The sequence below is a fragment of the Pseudomonas syringae group sp. J254-4 genome, assembly GCF_032586855.1.
Lineage (GTDB): Bacteria > Pseudomonadota > Gammaproteobacteria > Pseudomonadales > Pseudomonadaceae > Aquipseudomonas > Aquipseudomonas amygdali.
On the sequence record NZ_JAWHOO010000002.1, the window covers coordinates 324,004 to 337,463 of the forward strand.

A 13,460-nucleotide genomic window follows, 5' to 3' on the forward strand; every position below is an offset into this window, starting at 1 on the left:
AAGCGATAAAGGCAGAAAAAGTCACACATTCAACAGCTCGGGGTGCTCGTCCAGCCAGCCTTGCAGAAGCAGCGCAGCGGCAATGGCATCCACCGGGTTGTCGCGATAGCTGCCTTTCTGGCCGCCGCGAGCCATGCGCTCGCCTTTGGCTTCGAAGGTCGTCAAGCGTTCATCATGGGTGTAGACGGTTACACCAAAGCGTCCGTTGAGCTTGCGCGAAAACTTTTCCGCGCGCGCGCTCATGTCGCTGGGCGTACCGTCCATGTTCAACGGCAGACCCACCACGATCGCATCAGGTTTCCACTCGTTGATCAGCGCCTGAACCTTGTCCCAGTCCGGCACGCCATTCTGCGCCTTGAGCGTACAGAGTTCACGTGCCTGACCGGTAATGGCCTGACCGACCGCAACGCCGATCTGTTTGGTGCCGTAATCAATCCCCAGCAGCAGCCGTAAAGCGGCCATCAAGCGTGCCCTGCCTGGGTCGATATGAGGTTGAGATTGATGCCCAGGCGTCTGGCTGCTGCATCGAGGCGCAGCTCGCTGTCGACATCGAACAGGATGGCCGGGTCAAACGAGCAGGTCAGCCAGGCGTTGTCAGCCATTTCCGCATCCAGTTGGCCGGCGTCCCACCCCGCGTAGCCGAGGGTGATCACATTTTGATCCGGCCCGTAGCCATCGGCGATTGAAAACAGCACGTCCTGCGAGGTCGACAGCGAAATCCCGCCGGGAAGATTGACTGTGGCCTGAAACGTCTGGCCACTGGGATGCAGGACAAAGCCGCGATCGGTTTGCACCGGGCCGCCCGAATGTATGGCGATTTCCTGGCAGCGTTTGGGCGCAGGAAGCTCCGGTCGCAGTTGCTCGAGTACATCTGCCAGGGTCAGGCTTTGCGGGCGGTTGATCACCAGCCCCATTGCGCCATTGGCGTTGTGCTCGACAACGTAGGTCAAGGTCTGAGCAAAGTTCTCGTCGTGCATGTGGGGCATGGCGATCAGGAACTGGTGCTTTAGATAACTCGGGGAGACTTTTTTCATGAGTCCTAGTTTGGCGTTGCCTTGCGTGCCTGACAACTGACACTTGTACGTGCCGGGTGTCAGTTGGCAAAAAATTCAATTGCTTGACAGCTTGTCGCCGCGTGCAAATTTCCAGGTGCGGATGATCTCCAGCCGGTCGATGTCTGCCAGATCGCCGGTGAACGGCGCAAAAGGTGCTGCCAGACGCACGATTCGTTGTGCAGCCTGATCCAGCAAAGGTTGCCCTGATGATTCAAGCACCAGCACTTCATACAGCGAGCCGTCCCGATTTATTGACACAAGAAGTCGCAAATTGCCATAGATCTGCTTGCGCCGTGCTTCCTCAGGATAGTTCAGGTTTCCGACCCGCTCGACCTTCTTGCGCCAGTCGTCCTTGTACCAGGCACCTTTGTCGCGCATGGTCGAGGCCGCATTGAGGCGGTGGATCTTCGGGCGCTTGGCGTAAAGCTGCTGCTCGGTCGACAGTTCGGCTTCCAGGCTGGCAATTTCGTTGCTCAGCTCCGCGCTGTCAAAGGTCGGTGCGGCCTTGGTGGTTGGCTCGGGCTTGACCTCATCGCGTTTGGCGACGGTTTTCTGCTGGCTGGGCGCAGTGGTCGCGACCGCGGTCTTGGGCGCTTCCTGCTTGACCACCGGCTTGCTGGCCGGAGGCGGGGTGACCTTGTTGACCTTGGTGTCCTGATACGGCGCCAGCTCGGTGGTCTTGAGCGTTTCGGCCTTGTCCAGAGTGCCGCTGCCCTGTTGATCGTCCTGTGCCAGAAAATCCGCCTGTTTAGGCTTTTCTTCGCTTTTGAACGTGGCGAGGGTGATTTCCAGGGTCTGCGAGATCTGCTCCGGCTTTACATAGGTGAAACCCACGCCAAGGATCACCGCGAGGTGGATCAGCGCCGCGATCATCATGGTAAAGCCCAGGCGATCGGCAGGACGCACACCCACATTGGCGAGCTCGAGGGGGAGGTCGTTTCTGGCCATGGATGTCATTGGCGGTTCAGCATCTCGTCAGCCTGCATGTCAAAATCCGTGTCGTGTTACAGGTGGCGCATGATAACGCAATGTACGGCGAAGCTCTGTTGCGGATCAGACGAAGGGACGCCGCGGCGCACGGTTTGAACCGTGGCCAGCGGCGTCAGTCGTTGATCAGCCCTTGCGCGCCTGCAACTTCTTCTCGATCGCGTCCATCAGCAGCCCACCAATATTGGTGCCGAAGGCGTTGTCGATTTCGCGGATGCAGGTCGGGCTGGTGACATTGATTTCGGTCAGGTGCTCACCGATCACGTCGAGGCCGACGAACAACAGGCCTTTTTCGCGCAGGGTGGGGCCGATCTGCTCGGCGATCCAGCGGTCCTTGTCGCTCAGCGGACGGGCTTCGCCACGCCCGCCTGCGGCCAGGTTGCCACGTGTTTCACCTGCGGCAGGGATGCGCGCCAGGCAATACGGGACTGGTTCGCCATCGACCATCAGGATGCGCTTGTCGCCGTCCTTGATGGCGGGCAGGTAGCCCTGCGCCATGATTTGCTGTGTGCCGTGAGCGGTCAGGGTTTCGAGGATCACCGACAGGTTCGGATCGCCCGCCCGATGGCGGAAGATCGACGCGCCGCCCATGCCGTCCAGCGGCTTGAGGATGACGTCGCCATGTTTTTCGGCAAATTCGCGAATGATGTCGGCGCGGCGGCTGACCAGGGTCGGCGGCGTGCATTGGGGGAACAGCGTGGCGAACAGCTTCTCGTTGCAGTCACGCAGACTCTGCGGCTTGTTGACGACCAGCACGCCTGCGCGCTCGGCCTGCTCCAGCAGGTAGGTGGCGTAGACGAATTCCATGTCGAACGGCGGGTCCTTGCGCATCAGGATCACGTCCAGGTCATCGAGACCTGCGTCCACTTCGGCTTCGAACTCGAACCATTTGGCCGGATCGGCAAACACCTTGAGCGGCTTCATGCGCGCGCGGGCCTGGCCAGCGTCCTGATACAGGTCTTTCTGTTCCATATAGAACAGCGACCAGCCGCGTTCCTGTGCGGCAAGGAGCATGGCCAGCGAGCTGTCCTTTTTATAGGAAATGCGCTCAATGGGGTCCATGACAATCCCTAGGCGAACGCTCATGGGTAATATCCTCTGATCGGTAAGGGTCGTAACGACCGTAAAATTGGCATCAGGGTGGCGTTCCGTTTGCTCCCGGTCAAGGGGCAGGCCCGCCACGGTGCGCTTTATGGATTGAGTCTGGAGAGTATGCTAAAAAGGCTCGGCATCCGGTTTTCGATCCTTGTGGATCAATGAAGCGATACCGTCAGGCTCCCAGTGCCTCGCAGAATGCGCAAAAATTCGCTGCGGCGATGGAAGAGCAGCTATGGAACAACACGCCTCCGCCTTGAAAGTCATGGTCATCGATGACTCGAAGACCATTCGCCGCACCGCCGAAACGCTGCTTAAAAACGCAGGTTGTGAAGTCATCACTGCGATAGACGGTTTCGACGCGCTGGCCAAGATTGCCGATAACCACCCACGAATCATATTCGTAGATATCATGATGCCGCGTCTGGATGGTTATCAGACGTGCGCGCTGATCAAGAACAACCGCGCATTCAAGTCCACGCCAGTCATCATGCTGTCCTCCAAGGACGGACTGTTCGACAAGGCCAAGGGGCGGATTGTCGGTTCCGATCAGTTTTTGACAAAGCCTTTCAGCAAGGAAGAACTGCTCAGCGCGATCAAGGCTCATGTGCCGGGCTTCGTTGCAGCAGAACAACACATATCATGACGCCCGCGCCCGATGTGGCGCGCTCGTAATCTGACGGGGAACACCCATGGCTCGAATATTGATCGTCGATGATTCGCCGACTGAAATGTACAAACTCACCGGCATGCTGGAAAAGCACGGTCATGAAGTGCTCAAGGCCGAAAATGGCGCTGATGGCGTGGCTCTGGCCCGTCAGGAAAAACCCGACGCAGTGCTGATGGACATCGTCATGCCCGGGCTCAACGGCTTTCAGGCTACGCGTCAGCTGACCAAGGATGCCGACACCAGCATGATCCCGGTGATCATGATCACCACCAAGGATCAGGAGACCGACAAGGTCTGGGGCAAACGCCAGGGCGCGCGGGATTACCTGACCAAACCGGTGGATGAAGAAACCCTGATGAAAACCCTGAATGCGGTGCTGGCCGGCTGATTGCCGGAATCGCCATGGCCGAGCCACGTACCGCCTTTGAACTGCTTCTTGATATGGATCGACGCTGTCGTTCGCTGGCGGCGGGCCTGCCGCTGCAGGAAGCTCATCAGCAGGATTGGGTCGGCATCGGTTTCCGGATGGGTGAGCAGCGTTTCGTAGCGCCTATCGGCGAAATCGCCGAAATCCTTCACGAGCCTCATCATGCGGTGATGCCGGGCGTGAAGTTCTGGGTGGCGGGTATCGCCAATCTGCGCGGCCGGCTGTTGCCGCTCATGGATTTATGCGGGTTTTTCGGTCATGAACTGACCCCCGCGCGCAAACAGCGCCGGGTGCTGGTTGTCGAGCACAACGACGTGTTCGCTGGTCTGCTGGTCGATGAGGTGTTCGGCATGCAACGTTTCAGTCAGTTGAGCCTCATACCCCAGACATCACAAGACATCGATCAAGGTATCGCGCCGTTCTTGCGCGGGCAGTTCATTCGCGAGCAGGCGTGGCAGATATTCAGTCCGTGGGCGCTGGTACAGTCTGCAGATTTCATGGACCTGGCATCTTAGGCTCTGGTTTGTTTTGTTTCACAATTGATCCAGGCGGGGGCCTGATTAATGAGTAATACAGGCAGATCAAGGGAAGGCGCGCGCAGCCGGACGCAGATTATTCTGCTGTTTGTCGCGCTCATCGTTTTCATCATGTTGCTGTTCGCCAACTTCGCCTACCTCAACACCCAATCGAACTACGACAAACAGTACATCGGGCATGCCGGTGAGCTGCGCGTGTTATCCCAGCGCATCGCAAAAAACGCCACCGAAGCGGCCGCCGGTAAAACCCAGGCGTTCAAGCTGCTTGCCGATGCGCGCAACGATTTCGACCTGCGCTGGGGCTACCTGAGAAAAGGCGACCCGGCCACCGGCCTGCCTGCGGCACCTGATCTGATACGCGACGAATTGCGCACTGTTCAGCGCGACTGGGAAGGGCTGCGCAAAAGTACCGATGTGATTCTGGCCAGCGAACAGACCGTTCTGTCGCTGCATCAGGTGGCTGCGACACTGGCCGAAACCATCCCGCAATTGCAGGCCGAATACGAAAAAGTCGTGGAAAGCCTTCTGCAAAGCCGTGCGCCGGCTGCGCAGGTGGTGGTTGCGCAGCGTCAGGCGCTGCTCGCAGAGCGGATCCTCGGCTCGGTCAATACCGTGCTGGCCGGTGACGAAACAGCGGTGCAGGCCGCCGATGCGTTTGGCCGCGATGCCAGCCAGTTTGGTCGTGTGCTCAACGGCATGCTGGAGGGCAACGCCACGCTGCGAATCTCCCAGGTCGAAGACCGCGATGCCCGTGCACGGCTGGCGGAAATTGCCGAGCTGTTCGAGTTCGTGTCCGGCTCGGTGGACGAGATTCTTGAAACCTCGCCCGAGCTGTATCAGGTGCGTGAGGCGTCCGGCAACATTTTCAACACCTCACAGACCCTGCTGGATGAAACCTCGGTACTCACCAACAGCCTGGAAAACATGGCCAAGCGCCGTACTGTGAATACCGTCGGTGGTTATGTGCTGGGTTTGCTGGCGCTGATGTCGATCATCCTTATCGGTCTGGTCATGGTCCGCGAAACCAACCGCCAGTTGCGCGAAACCGCGCAGAAGAGCGAGCGTAACCAGACGGCGATCATGCGTCTGCTGGACGAGATCGAAAACCTCGCTGACGGTGATCTGACGGTGACGGCCTCGGTGACCGAAGATTTCACCGGCGCGATTGCCGATTCCATCAATTACTCCATCGACCAGTTGCGCGAGCTGGTGGTGACCATCAACCTGACGGCCGAACAGGTTGCTGCTGCCGTTACCGAAACTCAGGCCACGGCCATGCAGTTGTCTGCCGCCTCCGAGCATCAGGCGCTGCAGATCAGCGCGGCTTCGACGGCAATCAACGACATGGCAGCGTCCATCGATCAGGTGTCGACCAATGCATCGGAGTCCTCGGCGGTGGCAGAGCGCTCCGTGGCGATTGCCAACAAGGGCAACGAGGTCGTGCACAACACTATTCACGGCATGGATAACATTCGCGAACAGATTCAGGACACTTCCAAGCGTATTAAGCGCTTGGGTGAGTCTTCTCAGGAAATCGGCGATATTGTCAGCCTGATCGACGACATTGCCGATCAGACCAATATTCTGGCCCTCAACGCGGCCATTCAGGCTTCTATGGCCGGTGACGCCGGACGTGGCTTTGCCGTGGTGGCTGACGAAGTACAGCGGCTGGCCGAGCGCTCGTCGTCTGCCACCAAGCAGATCGAAACGCTGGTGCGGGCTATTCAGAACGACACCAACGAGGCGGTTATCTCCATGGAGCAGACCACCAGCGAAGTGGTACGCGGCGCACGACTGGCGCAGGACGCCGGGGTCGCGTTGGGGGAAATCGAAGGGGTTTCCCGAGTGCTGGCCGAACTGATCGAAAGTATCACCGATGCCGCTCACCAGCAGGCCGAGTCGGCCGGTCAGATTTCACAGATCATGACTGTCATTCAGCAGACCACCTCGCAGACCACCTCGGGCACCTCGGCCACCGCCGAAAGCATCGGCAATCTGGCAAAAATGGCCAGCGAAATGCGTCGTTCGGTATCGGGTTTTGCCCTGCCGTCATCGAAGAAAGCCGGATGATGTACAACCAATGAACAACCTTGATTGGGTAACAGGCGGTGCTCGTCATGGCTGATCGTCACGATTACGTGGCCCTTGAATGGCTTAAGGGCGAAATCGCCGAAACGCTGCGCCAGGCCCGCAACGAGCTGGATGCCTTCATCGAAGACCCGGCCAACAGCGCGGCGATGGCCGAGTGTCTGAACCTGGTGCATCAGGTTCACGGCAGTCTGCAGATGATCGAGTTTTACGGCGCGGCGTTGCTGGCCGAGGAAATCGAGCAACTGGCGCTGGCGGTCCAGCAGAACCGTGTCAGCCATCCGGTGGAGTCCGAGCAACTGCTGATTCAGGCCATGAGTCAGTTGCCGGTTTATCTGGAGCGTATCCACTCCGCGCGCCGCGACCTGCCGCTGGTGGTGTTGCCGCTGCTCAATGACCTGCGCAGTGCGCGGGGCGAAAGTCTGCTCTCGGAAACCAGCCTGTTCGCCCCGCAACTGGTCGTCGTTCCTGCGCTCGATGACCAGGAACTGGCGCGGCGCAATACCCCGGAATTGCCCAACCTGCTGCGCAAGCTGCGTCAGACCTTGCAGGCGGCGCTGGCGGGCCTGATGCGCGAGCAGGGGGTTCAGACCCAGCTCGGTTACATGGCCAAGGTGTTTGCCCGGCTGGAGCAGTTATGTGAGGACGCGCCGCTCGGGCCGCTCTGGCGAATCGCCTCGGCGCTGGTCGAAACCATGCTCAACGGCAACTTCACCAACAGCCCGGCCCTGCGCAGCCTGCTGAAAGATGCCGACAAGGAACTCAAACGGCTGGCCGAGCAGGGCGTGACCGGCATCAATCAGCCGGCTCCCGAAGAGCTGCTGAAAAGCCTGCTGTTCTACATCGCCAAGTCCGACAGCCTGGCACCGAAGATGCTCGATCTCAAAGACCAGTACGCGCTGGCCGATGCCTTGCCCGGCAACGATGTGGTCAACGAAGAGCGCGCACGTATGGCCGGGCCGGACCGCGACGCCATGCGCTCGGTAATCGTAGCCTTGTGCGAAGGGCTGGTCCGGGTCAAGGAACGGCTTGACGTGTTCGTGCGCGGTGACCGCCAGCATGTCAGTGAGCTCAACGCGCTGCTGCCGCCGTTGCGGCAGATCGCCGATACCCTGGCGGTGCTTGGCTTCGGTCAGCCGCGCAAGGTGATCATCGATCAGCTTTCTGTCGTTCTGGGGCTGGCGCAGGGGCAGCGCGAGCCCAGCGACGGCGCGCTGATGGATGTTGCAGGCGCCTTGCTCTATGTCGAATCGACCCTGGCTGGCATGGCCGGGAGCAACGAACAGACCAGCCGCGAAGAAAGCCGCCTGCCGACCACTGACCTGACGCAGATTCATCAGCTGGTGATTCGCGAGGCCCGCACGGTATTGCAGCAGGCCAAGGACGTGATCCTCGATTACATCGACGGCGAGTGGGATCGCCAGCGGCTCGACCCGCTTTGCGCGCTGATTGTGCAGGTTCGCGGTGCGCTGGCGATGATCCCGCTGGCCCGTGCTGCCAGCCTGTTGGCCGCCTGCAACGAATACATTCAGGAACACCTGCTGGTGGACGAAGCCCGTCCCGGCTGGGTTCAGCTCGATTGCCTGGCCGATACAATTACTGGCATCGAGTATTACCTGGAGCGCATGCTCGAAGACCATGAAGCGCCGGGTGATCAGGTCCTCGACATGGCCCAGCAAAGCCTGGCGCGGCTGGGCTATACGCCCGCTGTCGACACCCTTGAAGTGCCGCTGCTGGAAGAAATCATCACCCAGGATGAGTTGCTGGAACTGGATGATCGCAAGGCGCTGGTCAGCCCTGCGCAAACCATTGCCCAGGTCCTCGCCAGCCCGGTGTCGGCAGTCAATCCGCCTGCCCGCAACGTACCCACCAGCCTGTTGCCGCCCTCGGCAGACGAAGAGGCGGTGGACGACGAGTTGCGCGAAGTCTTTCTGGAAGAGGCAGACGAGGTGCTCGACGCATTGCGCGAGTATCTGCCGCGCTGGTTTGCCTCGCTGGGCAGCGGCGGCCATTGGGACAGCACTGCACTGACCGAAGTGCGCCGGGCGTTTCATACCCTCAAGGGCAGCGGCCGGATGGTGCGTGCGCTGATTCTCAGCGAACTGGCCTGGTCGGTGGAGAACCTGCTCAACCGGGTGCTGGAAGGCGATGTGCTGCCGGGCCTTGAAGTTCAGCAATTGATGAGCGAAGTGCTGACGCTGCTGCCGTCGGTGATTCGCGATTTCGCCGAGGATGCACAGCGCCAGCGTAACGATGTCGACCTGCTGGCGGCCCGTGCCCATGCGCTGGCCAATGGGCTTGAGCTGCCGGTACTGCCTGCAGCCCCTGACCCAGTGCCAGGCGAAGCGCTTGATCCACAATTGCTGGAAATTTTCCGTCAGGAAGCGCTCGGGCATCTGAATACCCTGGGTCGTTTCCTCGACAATGCGGAACAATCGGCATCGCCTTCGATCAGCGACGCTGTGCTGCGTGCACTGCACACGCTCAAAGGTAGCGCGCACATGGCCGGCGTGTTGCCGATTGCCGAGCTGGCTAGCCCGCTCGACCAGTTGGTGCGTGAATACAAAGCCAACCTTATCGACATCGGCGCGCCCGAACTCGCCCTGCTGCGCAGCGCAGAACCGTTGTTGCACAGCGGGCTCAAGCAACTCGACACAACCCCGCTGGCAGCCATTGCGGGTGCTGCGCAGCTGATCGAAGCGGCTCTGGCGCTGCTCAACGAGCGCCTCACCGTGGTGCTGCGCGAGTCGGACAGTGGCCTGCGGATCAAGCGCAATCCCACGCTGCTTGCCGGCTTTCTGGCCGAAGGCATGGACATCGTCCTGGATGCGGAAAACCTGTTGCGGCGCTGGCGTCAGCACCCCGGCGAACGTCAGGAACTGAGCGCGTTGCTCGATGAACTGACCACGCTGGGGCATGGCGCGCATCTGGCCGATCTGCCGCAGGTCGATGAACTCTGCGAAGCCTTGCTCGACCTTTACGGCGCGGTCGAGGAAAGCAGCCTGGCGGTCAGCGAACGCTTTTTCGATGCGGCAGAGAGCGCCCACGAAGCGTTGATCAATATGCTTGATCAGGTGGCTGCCGGTCAGGATGTCGAACCGCGTCCCGAATGCGTGCGTGCCTTGAACCAGTTGCTGGATCAGGCGCTGGACCCTTCGGCGACCGGTCTGGTCAAGAGCGATGGCCACCGGACCCTGAGCGTTACCGAACTAAACGCGGCCACCGAGCAATTGGCCAGTGAGGCCGAGCACACTGAAACTGCCGGCCCGGACGACGAGATCGTCGAGATATTTCTGGAAGAGGCCGTCGATATCCTCGACAGCGCCGGTCAGGCCTTACAGCGCTGGCTGGCTGATCCGGAAAACTCCGCGCCGCTGGCCTCACTGCAGCGTGACCTGCACACCCTCAAGGGCGGCGCGCGGATGGCCGAGGTGGCCGAGGTGGGCGACCTTGCCCACGAACTGGAAAACCTCTACGAAGGCTTGATTGACCGGCGCTTCAACCATTCGCCAGCGCTGGCCGAGCTGCTGCATGAGAGTCACGACCATCTGGCGATTCTGCTGGAGCAGTTGTATCGGCAGGAAGCGCTCAGTGATCCCTCGGCCTTGATCGAAGCGCTGGGCCGTTGTCGTACGCTCGAGAGCTCAGGGTCTGATGTGCAGGCACCGCCAGCGGCCAGCGAAGATCTTCCCGAACATGACACCGAGCTGCGTGACGTCTTCCTTGAGGAGGGTTTCGATATCATCGAAAGCTCGGGCGCTGCGCTGGCCCGCTGGCAGGCCGATCCGCACAACCTGCTGGAAGTCGAAAACCTGTTGCGCGACCTGCACACCCTCAAGGGCGGTGCGCGGATGGTCGAAATCGCCCCGATAGGCGACCTCGCCCACGAGCTGGAAACGCTTTACGAAGGGCTTTCTGCCGGCAACCTGCAACCTGCGCCATTGATGATCAGCCTGTTGCAAAGTGGTCACGATGTGCTGGCTGACATGCTCGACGCAGTGCGTAACGAAAAGCCGCTGCCTGATGCCTCGCTGCTGATTGAAAGCATCCGCAGACTGGCCAGCGATCAACCGGTGGGCGAGCCGGTGGTTGCGCAAGCTTTTGAAACCGGTCCTGAATCGGTGGTGGCCGTCGCGCCTGCTGCTGACGGCGAGGTTGAGCGCAGTGGGCCGGAAATGGTCAAGGTGCCCGCCGAGCAACTGGAAGACCTGGTCAACCTGGCCGGTGAAACGTCCATTTTCCGTGGGCGGATCGAACAGCAGATTCTTGATTCACAGGTCGCGCTGCTGGAAGTGGAAACCACTATCGAGCGGATGCGCGATCAATTGCGTCGCCTGGATATGGAAACCCAGGGCCGCATTCTCAGTCGTGAACAGGTTCAGGCCGAGCGGCTGGGTTATGAGGAATTCGACCCGCTGGAAATGGACCGTCACTCGCAGTTGCAACAGTTGTCGCGTGCGCTTTTCGAGTCTGCCTCCGACCTGATGGACCTCAAGGAAACCCTCGGTGCTCGAGCCCGCGACGCTGAAACGCTGCTGTCGCAACAGGCCAGGGTCAACACCCAGTTGCAGGAAGGCCTGATGCGTACGCGCATGGTGCCGTTCGAGCGCCTGGTGCCGCGTTTGCGTCGCGTGGTACGCCAGGTTGCCTCGGAGCTGCACAAGAAGGTCCATTTCGAGGTCGGTAATGCCGACGGTGAAATGGACCGCAATGTGTTGGAAAGGATGGTCGCGCCGCTGGAACACATGCTGCGCAACGCGGTTGATCATGGCTTGGAAAGCACTGAAAAACGCATCGCTGCCGGTAAGCCGGAGCAGGGCCATATCAGCCTTGAGCTGATGTACGAAGGCGGCGATATGGTGATCGAGTTGAGCGATGACGGCTCGGGTGTCGACCTGGCAGCCGTGCGCCGCAAGGCCATCAAGCGCGGCATGATCCATCCGGATGCCGATCTGTCCGACCATGAGGTTTTGCCGTTCATTCTGCAGGCGGGGTTTTCCACCAGCGAGATCATCACCCAGATTTCCGGACGTGGCGTCGGCATGGATGTGGTGCATGCCGAGGTCAAACAACTGGGCGGCTCGATGGTCATCGACTCGGTGCCTGGCAAGGGCACGCGCTTCCGTATTCGCCTGCCTATTTCGGTGTCGGTCAACCGTGCGCTGATGGTGACCTGCGGCGAAGAGCAATACGCCGTGCCGCTCAACACCGTCGATGGCATCGTGCGCGTCATGGCCAATGAGCTGGATGGCTATTACCAGACCACCCCGCCGCGCTATCAATATGGCGGACGCAGTTACGAGCTGCGTTATCTGGGCGAGTTGCTGGGCAGCAGTCCACCCAGGCTCGCCGGGCAATTGCAGCCGCTGCCGGTGTTGCTGGTGCATTTGCAGGATCAGTGGGTGGCGGTGCAGGTCGATGCGCTGGCAGGTTCACGCGAAATTGTGGTCAAGAGCCTTGGTGCGCAGTTCTCAAGGGTGCAGGGCATTTCCGGTGCGACCATTCTGGGTGATGGGCGTGTGGTGCTGATTCTCGACTTGATGGCGCAGATTCGTACCTTGCAGGGCTTGCCTTTCAGAGGGTTGGCGCCTGTCTACCACGAAGCCGAGCACGCCAGACCGTTGCTGGTGATGGTGGTGGACGATTCGGTGACGGTACGCAAAGTCACCAGTCGGTTGCTTGAGCGCCACGGCATGCATGTGCTGACCGCCAAGGACGGGATTGACGCCATGACCCTGTTGCAGGAGCACACGCCTGACATCATGCTGCTGGATATCGAAATGCCGCGCATGGACGGCTTTGAAGTAGCCAGCCAGATCCGCCAGGACGAACAGCTCAAGGAACTGCCCATCATCATGATCACTTCCCGCTCGGGCCAGAAGCACCGGGATCGGGCCATGGCGGTGGGCGTCAACGAGTACCTGAGCAAGCCTTATCAGGAAACCGTGTTGCTGGAGAGTATTGCTTACTGGAGCCAGATCCATGTCTGAAGGTACGTTCCAGACCAGTCGCCTGACCAGCCTGACCGGCCTGCTGCTGCCGTTGAGTGACCGGCATTTGCTGCTGCCCAACGTCGCGGTCGCCGAGTTGATCGACTACCAGGACTGCAGCGCAGAGCCGGGCGCTCCTGAGTGGTATCTGGGACCGATCAGCTGGCGTGAGCTGACATTGCCGCTGCTCAGTTTCGAAGCCGCCTGCGGAGGCCGCACCCGTGTGGGGGGCCGGGCCCGGATTGTAGTGCTCAACGCACTGGGCGGGCGTAACGACGTCAGGTTCATAGCGTTGCTCACCCAAGGCATTCCGCGCTCGTGCAAAGTCGACAGCCAGTTGAGCTACGTCGACGTTCCGCTGGCCGAACTGGAGCTGGCCGCCGTACAGATCGGCGAAACCGTAGCCCGCATTCCCGACCTCGAAGGCCTGGAGCAATGGCTGGTGGATGCAGGGCTGTCATAGGTAAAGAGGACGCAGAGCGTCCAGAACGGCATGCGACGCGGAGCGTCGCACGATAGTCCGGTTATCGTTCCGCACGCTCCAGCGTGGGAATGCCGTGCGTGACGCTCCGCGTCACAGATCTGTGCCGCGCCGCACATTCCGGATAGGAC

General features: G+C 60.5%; 10 protein-coding genes. 6 read left to right on the top strand and 4 right to left on the bottom strand.

The window, feature by feature from the left end:
• Nucleotides 1-21 precede the first annotated feature (21 nt).
• The 4 genes from ruvX to gshB all read right to left on the bottom strand — a co-directional run bounded on the left by ruvX (nt 22) and on the right by gshB (nt 3,128).
• Complete coding sequence (ruvX, locus tag RYB09_RS04660; RefSeq protein ID WP_002551734.1) at nt 22-462, bottom strand: Holliday junction resolvase RuvX; 441 nt, start codon at nt 460-462, stop codon at nt 22-24.
• Nucleotides 462-1,034, bottom strand: a complete 573-nt coding sequence (locus RYB09_RS04665; protein WP_057422023.1) for a YqgE/AlgH family protein — start codon at nt 1,032-1,034, stop codon at nt 462-464. Before RYB09_RS04665 ends, ruvX begins: the two co-directional genes overlap by 1 nt.
• A gap of 75 nt (nt 1,035-1,109) precedes the next feature.
• Nucleotides 1,110-2,012, bottom strand: a complete 903-nt coding sequence (locus tag RYB09_RS04670) for an energy transducer TonB (RefSeq protein ID WP_058399849.1) — start codon at nt 2,010-2,012, stop codon at nt 1,110-1,112.
• Between the two features lie 156 nt (nt 2,013-2,168).
• Nucleotides 2,169-3,128, bottom strand: a complete 960-nt coding sequence (gene gshB / locus RYB09_RS04675; protein WP_044322892.1) for a glutathione synthase — start codon at nt 3,126-3,128, stop codon at nt 2,169-2,171.
• A gap of 244 nt (nt 3,129-3,372) precedes the next feature.
• Between gshB and pilG the strand changes: the two genes are divergently transcribed.
• The 6 genes from pilG to RYB09_RS04705 are packed head-to-tail and all read left to right on the top strand — an operon-like array spanning nt 3,373 to nt 13,311.
• Complete coding sequence (pilG, locus tag RYB09_RS04680; RefSeq protein ID WP_002551738.1) at nt 3,373-3,783, top strand: twitching motility response regulator PilG; 411 nt, start codon at nt 3,373-3,375, stop codon at nt 3,781-3,783.
• 46 nt (nt 3,784-3,829) lie between these two features.
• The gene (pilH, locus tag RYB09_RS04685; RefSeq protein WP_003316741.1) at nt 3,830-4,195 is read left to right on the top strand and encodes a twitching motility response regulator PilH; all 366 of its coding nucleotides are present in this window, start codon (nt 3,830-3,832) and stop codon (nt 4,193-4,195) included.
• A 14-nt stretch (nt 4,196-4,209) separates the two neighbouring features.
• Nucleotides 4,210-4,749, top strand: a complete 540-nt coding sequence (locus tag RYB09_RS04690) for a chemotaxis protein CheW (protein WP_002551740.1) — start codon at nt 4,210-4,212, stop codon at nt 4,747-4,749.
• Between the two features lie 48 nt (nt 4,750-4,797).
• A complete protein-coding gene (locus RYB09_RS04695; RefSeq protein WP_058399850.1) occupies nt 4,798-6,840 on the top strand; it encodes a methyl-accepting chemotaxis protein in 2,043 nt (680 codons plus the stop codon).
• A 47-nt stretch (nt 6,841-6,887) separates the two neighbouring features.
• On the top strand, nt 6,888-12,848 hold the full coding sequence (locus tag RYB09_RS04700; RefSeq protein ID WP_316887594.1) for an Hpt domain-containing protein: 5,961 nt from the start codon (nt 6,888-6,890) through the stop codon (nt 12,846-12,848).
• Nucleotides 12,841-13,311: a chemotaxis protein CheW gene (locus tag RYB09_RS04705; protein WP_002551743.1), complete on the top strand. Its 471-nt coding sequence runs from the start codon at nt 12,841-12,843 to the stop codon at nt 13,309-13,311. Before RYB09_RS04700 ends, RYB09_RS04705 begins: the two co-directional genes overlap by 8 nt.
• Nucleotides 13,312-13,460: the final 149 nt, after the last annotated feature.

Coding starts and splice junctions, on each gene's coding strand:
- ruvX (WP_002551734.1), bottom strand. CDS start 462: ATGGCCGCTTTACGGCTGCTGCTGGGGATTGATTACGGCACCAAACAG.
- RYB09_RS04665 (WP_057422023.1), bottom strand. CDS start 1,034: ATGAAAAAAGTCTCCCCGAGTTATCTAAAGCACCAGTTCCTGATCGCC.
- RYB09_RS04670 (WP_058399849.1), bottom strand. CDS start 2,012: ATGACATCCATGGCCAGAAACGACCTCCCCCTCGAGCTCGCCAATGTG.
- gshB (WP_044322892.1), bottom strand. CDS start 3,128: ATGAGCGTTCGCCTAGGGATTGTCATGGACCCCATTGAGCGCATTTCC.
- pilG (WP_002551738.1), top strand. CDS start 3,373: ATGGAACAACACGCCTCCGCCTTGAAAGTCATGGTCATCGATGACTCG.
- pilH (WP_003316741.1), top strand. CDS start 3,830: ATGGCTCGAATATTGATCGTCGATGATTCGCCGACTGAAATGTACAAA.
- RYB09_RS04690 (WP_002551740.1), top strand. CDS start 4,210: ATGGCCGAGCCACGTACCGCCTTTGAACTGCTTCTTGATATGGATCGA.
- RYB09_RS04695 (WP_058399850.1), top strand. CDS start 4,798: ATGAGTAATACAGGCAGATCAAGGGAAGGCGCGCGCAGCCGGACGCAG.
- RYB09_RS04700 (WP_316887594.1), top strand. CDS start 6,888: ATGGCTGATCGTCACGATTACGTGGCCCTTGAATGGCTTAAGGGCGAA.
- RYB09_RS04705 (WP_002551743.1), top strand. CDS start 12,841: ATGTCTGAAGGTACGTTCCAGACCAGTCGCCTGACCAGCCTGACCGGC.